A 4,118-nucleotide genomic window follows, 5' to 3' on the forward strand; every position below is an offset into this window, starting at 1 on the left:
TGCTTGACCATCGCTTCGTTGACCTCGGGGGGAAACCCGCCGACGTGGTAGGAGTTGATGTGAATCACATGCTCCCAGCGCGCCCCGGCAGTTGCCAGGGTGCGATCAAGGTTATCGAAGGCCTGGGCGATTTCTTCGGCAAGGTCCGTGGGGATCTGAAAGTCATTGCTCCAGCCACCTTGGCCTGACGTTTCAACACGATTGCCGACCTTTACCGCTTGGGAGTAATGGAGATGTTCGCGCATGTAATCGCCATAGCCGGGGGTGACGAAAAATTCGGGCGTGCTCATGGTATTTCCTCGGTTCAGTACAAGACCCGGCAAAGGCTAGCGGAGCATGTGGCTGAACAAAATCCCGAATTTATGCCATGACTGTCCATTGGCGTGCACAATTCGGCTGGTGATAAAGCGCCGTGATCGCGCCGAGCTTTTGATTCAGAGGTGTCAGCAGCGCACCAAGCCCCAATCGGCATTGTTATTTGGCGAGCGGCACACGCCGGTCAGGATTCACCGTTCTTGGCGCCATGCTTTGTTACTATCGCCGTCCATCGTCACCAGGAGTCACCGGCCCATGCAGCACCAGTGGGATGAAATGCACCGCACCCGCAAGCCCACGTTCGTTCTGTGCGGCGAGCCTCAGGGGGATGTGCTCAATCTCTATGTTCACGGTTACTCGGCGTTCTTCAACCGCCAGCAGCTGGGCAATTTCAAGGAACAACTGGCGAGCATTGAAGGCTCGACCAACCTGATGTTGTTCTGGCCGGCGGGGCACTTCCTGGAAAACCTGTTTGCACCGGTCAAGGATGTCATCACCTCAATGCTCGGCGGTGGTGGCCTGGGCGCGGCGACCGTGGGGGTGGGCAAGGCGATTGCCTATTTTCTCGACCATTACAAAAGTGTCGAGGCGCGCGTCGATGAAGTGGCCAGGACCCTGCTGCCTGAGCTGGCCAACTACTTGCACGCCGAGTCGCTGCCGGTGCGGCGTATCAACCTGATCGGCCATTCCCTCGGCGCCCGCATTCTGGTCAAGAGCGTGCTGGCCAGCCCTGAGGTCGCCCACGAGCTGCCGTTGAACAATCTGCTGCTGATGGGCGGGGCAATCTGTACGTCGAGCCCTTGGGCTGAAGTGGCCGCGCCGTTAAAGGGGCGGGTGATCAACTGTTATTCGAGCAAGGACTGGGCGCTGGCGATGAAGCCGGACACCGAGCGCTGTATCGGCCGTTATGCGATCGCGCTCACGCCCGCGCTCAAGGCCAAGGTGACGAATGTGCACCTGGCCACCTTCGACCACGCCGCGTATTGGCCGCAATTGAAGACCGTTGTGCAATACACCGACCTGCTGCAGGAGCGGCGCGGCATGATTCGCGCCGACCAGCGCAGCACTGAAGTGCGTTTTGCCGAAGAAGACGTGGAACTGTTCCCGGCACTCGTGCAGGCGCGACCGGACGAGTTGAAATTTCTCGCCGAATTAATGGCGCAAAAGCGCAGCGCGTCGGTTGATGCCGAGGTGCGCGAGCCCCTTAAACTGGCCATCGAACTGCAGCGCATGGGCGGTGACAGTTTTATGAACCTGGCGCGCGGGCATGGCGTGGGTTATCGCCAGATCGCCGAGGATGTGGCGCAGCGGTTGGGTATCAAGTTCGATGTGCCGTTGGACAGCGTGGCGCTGGCGGACATCGAGGCGCAGGTCGCTGAAAAGCTCATCGAGCAATACAAAGACAAACTCAGCAGGGCCGATCGCCAGGCCTTCGACGCCGAGCTCAAGGCTGCCGCACAAAAGGAACAGGGCCTGTTCAACCGTTTCGACGTAGGCCGCTCGGCGACCACCGCGCTCAGTGGTACGGCGCTGGCCGGGCTGACCGGGTTTATATTGCGGCGCGGCGCCGCCACGGCCATTCCGGTGGTGGGGCAGGCGCTGGCGGCGGCGATGTTGCTGGTCACCGGGGTGCGGGCGTTTTCCGGCCCGGCGTATTCGATCACCACCTTGGCGGTCCTGGTGGTCGGCGTGATTCGCCAGCGCATGGAGCGTGAGGCGCTGAATCAGGAGATGGACCTGGTGGTGCAAGTGGTGGAAACCTTTGACCTGCCTCGGGAGACGGTGATGCGCACGGTCGCGTCCGACTGATAAGCTGCGGTCTTTCTTGTCTGTTTGCCTGGGATACTGCGTGAAATTCAGCCTGCCGAAAATCGCCACCGCCCCGTTCTGCCCGCCGGAAGTGGCCGGCTCCGTGATCGTTGACCCCAAGGTCTCGTTCTTCAAGCGCGCGTTGATGTTCGCCGGGCCCGGCCTGCTGATTTCGATCGGCTACATGGACCCGGGCAACTGGGCCACGGCCATCGAAGCGGGCTCGCGCTACGGCTACAGCCTCTTGTTCGTGGTGTTACTGGCCAGCCTGGCGGGCATGGCGGTGCAGTGCCTGTGCTCACGGCTGGGCATCGCCACCGGCAAAGACCTCGCGCAGCTGTGCCGTGAGCGCTACAGCAAACGTTCTGCGCGCACACAATGGGTACTCGCGGAAATCTCCATTATCGCCACCGACCTTGCCGAAGTGCTCGGCTGCGCCTTGGCGTTTCACCTGCTGCTGGGCGTGTCGCTGACCACCGGCATTGTGATTACCGCGTTCGACACACTGTTGATCCTCGCCCTGCAAAACCGAGGCTTCCGGCGCCTGGAAGCGATCATGTTGGCGCTGGTGGCTACCATCGGCGTGTGCTTCTTTATCGAATTGGTGCTGATCAAACCTTACTGGCCAGACGTTTTTCGCGGTTTCACGCCGTCTTTGTCGGCCATTAGCGACGCCGCGCCGCTGTACCTGGCCATCGGCATCCTCGGCGCCACGGTGATGCCCCACAACCTTTACCTGCACTCCTCGATTGTGCAGACCCGCCTGATCGGCAAGGACCTCGCCAGCAAACAGGACGCGGTCAAGCTGGCGCGGATCGACACCATCGGCTCCCTGGCCCTGGCGTTGCTGGTCAACGCGGCGATCCTGGTGTTGGCCGCCGCGGCCTTCTACAAGACCGGCCACACCGACGTGGTCGAGATCCAGGACGCCTACCACCTGCTCGACCCGCTGGTGGGCGGCGCCTTCGCCAGCATCCTGTTCGGCGTTGCGTTGCTGGCCTCCGGGCAGAGCTCAACCTTTACCGGCACCATCGCCGGCCAGGTGATCATGGAGGGTTACCTCAACCTGCGTATTCCTTGCTGGCAGCGCCGTCTGATCACCCGTGGGCTGGCGCTGATCCCGGCGTTTCTCGGGGTATGGCTGATGGGCGACGACGCCATCGGCAAGCTGCTGATTCTCAGCCAGGTGGTGCTCAGCCTGCAGTTGCCGTTCGCGCTGTACCCGCTGATCCGCATGACTGGCGACGAAAAGTTGATGGGCCCGTTCGTCAACCGACTGCCCACGCGGTTGCTGGCGTGGTTTTTGTTTGCCGTGATCAGTGGGGCGAATGCCTGGTTGATTGGGCAGTGGTTGTTTTGATTTGAAGACCTGATCTACACCCATATCGCCAAGGTTGTGTATTGCGCAACGTGAGCGTCTGCCGTCAAGCACTGACGTAAATTTCTGCGGCATTCCCAATCAGTTTCCGGGCTTTGCTGGATAGCCTGGGGTCATCATTCAATGCCCACAACAGGATATGAATATCCAACAACATTCTCATGAAGGGCTGCCCTCAAATGCATCCAATAGATCGTCTGGCAAGGGCGCGTCAACGTCTTCGGGGATGTCGAGCTTTCCTTTCATTGCACCAATTCGCCGGCCGTTGGATTTCCCCACGGGAACAAGCTGTGCCATTGCACGTCCGTGCTTGGCGATCGTGATGATTTTGCCGGCGGCGGCTTCATCGACAAGTTTTGAGAGGTTATTTTTCGCCTCACCCAACGGTACGACAATCATGTGGTTGTCTCCAGGTTTTGGCCAAATACAGCCAAAACTACGTGAGCTATCAAAGATGGCCCGACCGCTGGTCGAGGCCGCTCGTCCAGCACGAGATTGCGTGTAGAGCAGGATATCCATGGCATCTTTCCAACAAAGATTTTGCCGAAGTCTGCAGGTTGCGCAGTGTGTTCAGGAATACTGGCCCGCAAAATCAGAATGGGCCTACTTTTTTGAC

The 4,118-nt window shown here is 59.9% G+C and carries 4 protein-coding genes and 1 pseudogene; 2 read left to right on the top strand and 3 right to left on the bottom strand.

Annotated features, from left to right (window positions below):
• Window positions 1-290: Rid family hydrolase (locus WBB95_RS13020; RefSeq protein ID WP_424487948.1), on the bottom strand; the 290-nt coding region annotated here is incomplete at its 3' end.
• Window positions 291-570: 280 nt separating this feature from the next.
• Between WBB95_RS13020 and WBB95_RS13025 the strand changes: the two genes are divergently transcribed.
• Together WBB95_RS13025 and WBB95_RS13030 are read left to right on the top strand one after the other, a co-directional pair.
• Window positions 571-2,124 carry a DUF726 domain-containing protein gene (locus WBB95_RS13025; RefSeq protein ID WP_424487949.1) on the top strand — a complete coding sequence of 518 codons (1,554 nt, stop codon included), beginning with the start codon at window positions 571-573 and terminating at the stop codon, window positions 2,122-2,124.
• Between the two features lie 40 nt (window positions 2,125-2,164).
• Window positions 2,165-3,484 (top strand): Nramp family divalent metal transporter, encoded by a 1,320-nt coding sequence (locus WBB95_RS13030; RefSeq protein WP_424487950.1) that lies wholly within the window; start codon window positions 2,165-2,167, stop codon window positions 3,482-3,484.
• A 67-nt stretch (window positions 3,485-3,551) separates the two neighbouring features.
• On the opposite strand, the pseudogene WBB95_RS13035 reads toward WBB95_RS13030, so the two are convergent.
• Window positions 3,552-3,665: pseudogene (locus WBB95_RS13035) on the bottom strand (PIN domain nuclease); the annotation flags it as partial.
• Window positions 3,662-4,021: a type II toxin-antitoxin system Phd/YefM family antitoxin gene (locus WBB95_RS13040; protein ID WP_424487951.1), complete on the bottom strand. Its 360-nt coding sequence runs from the start codon at window positions 4,019-4,021 to the stop codon at window positions 3,662-3,664. The gene WBB95_RS13040 and the pseudogene WBB95_RS13035, both read right to left, overlap by 4 nt.
• Window positions 4,022-4,118 lie beyond the last annotated feature (97 nt).

It is taken from the genome of Pseudomonas sp., assembly GCF_049645325.1.
Taxonomy (GTDB): domain Bacteria; phylum Pseudomonadota; class Gammaproteobacteria; order Pseudomonadales; family Pseudomonadaceae; genus Aquipseudomonas.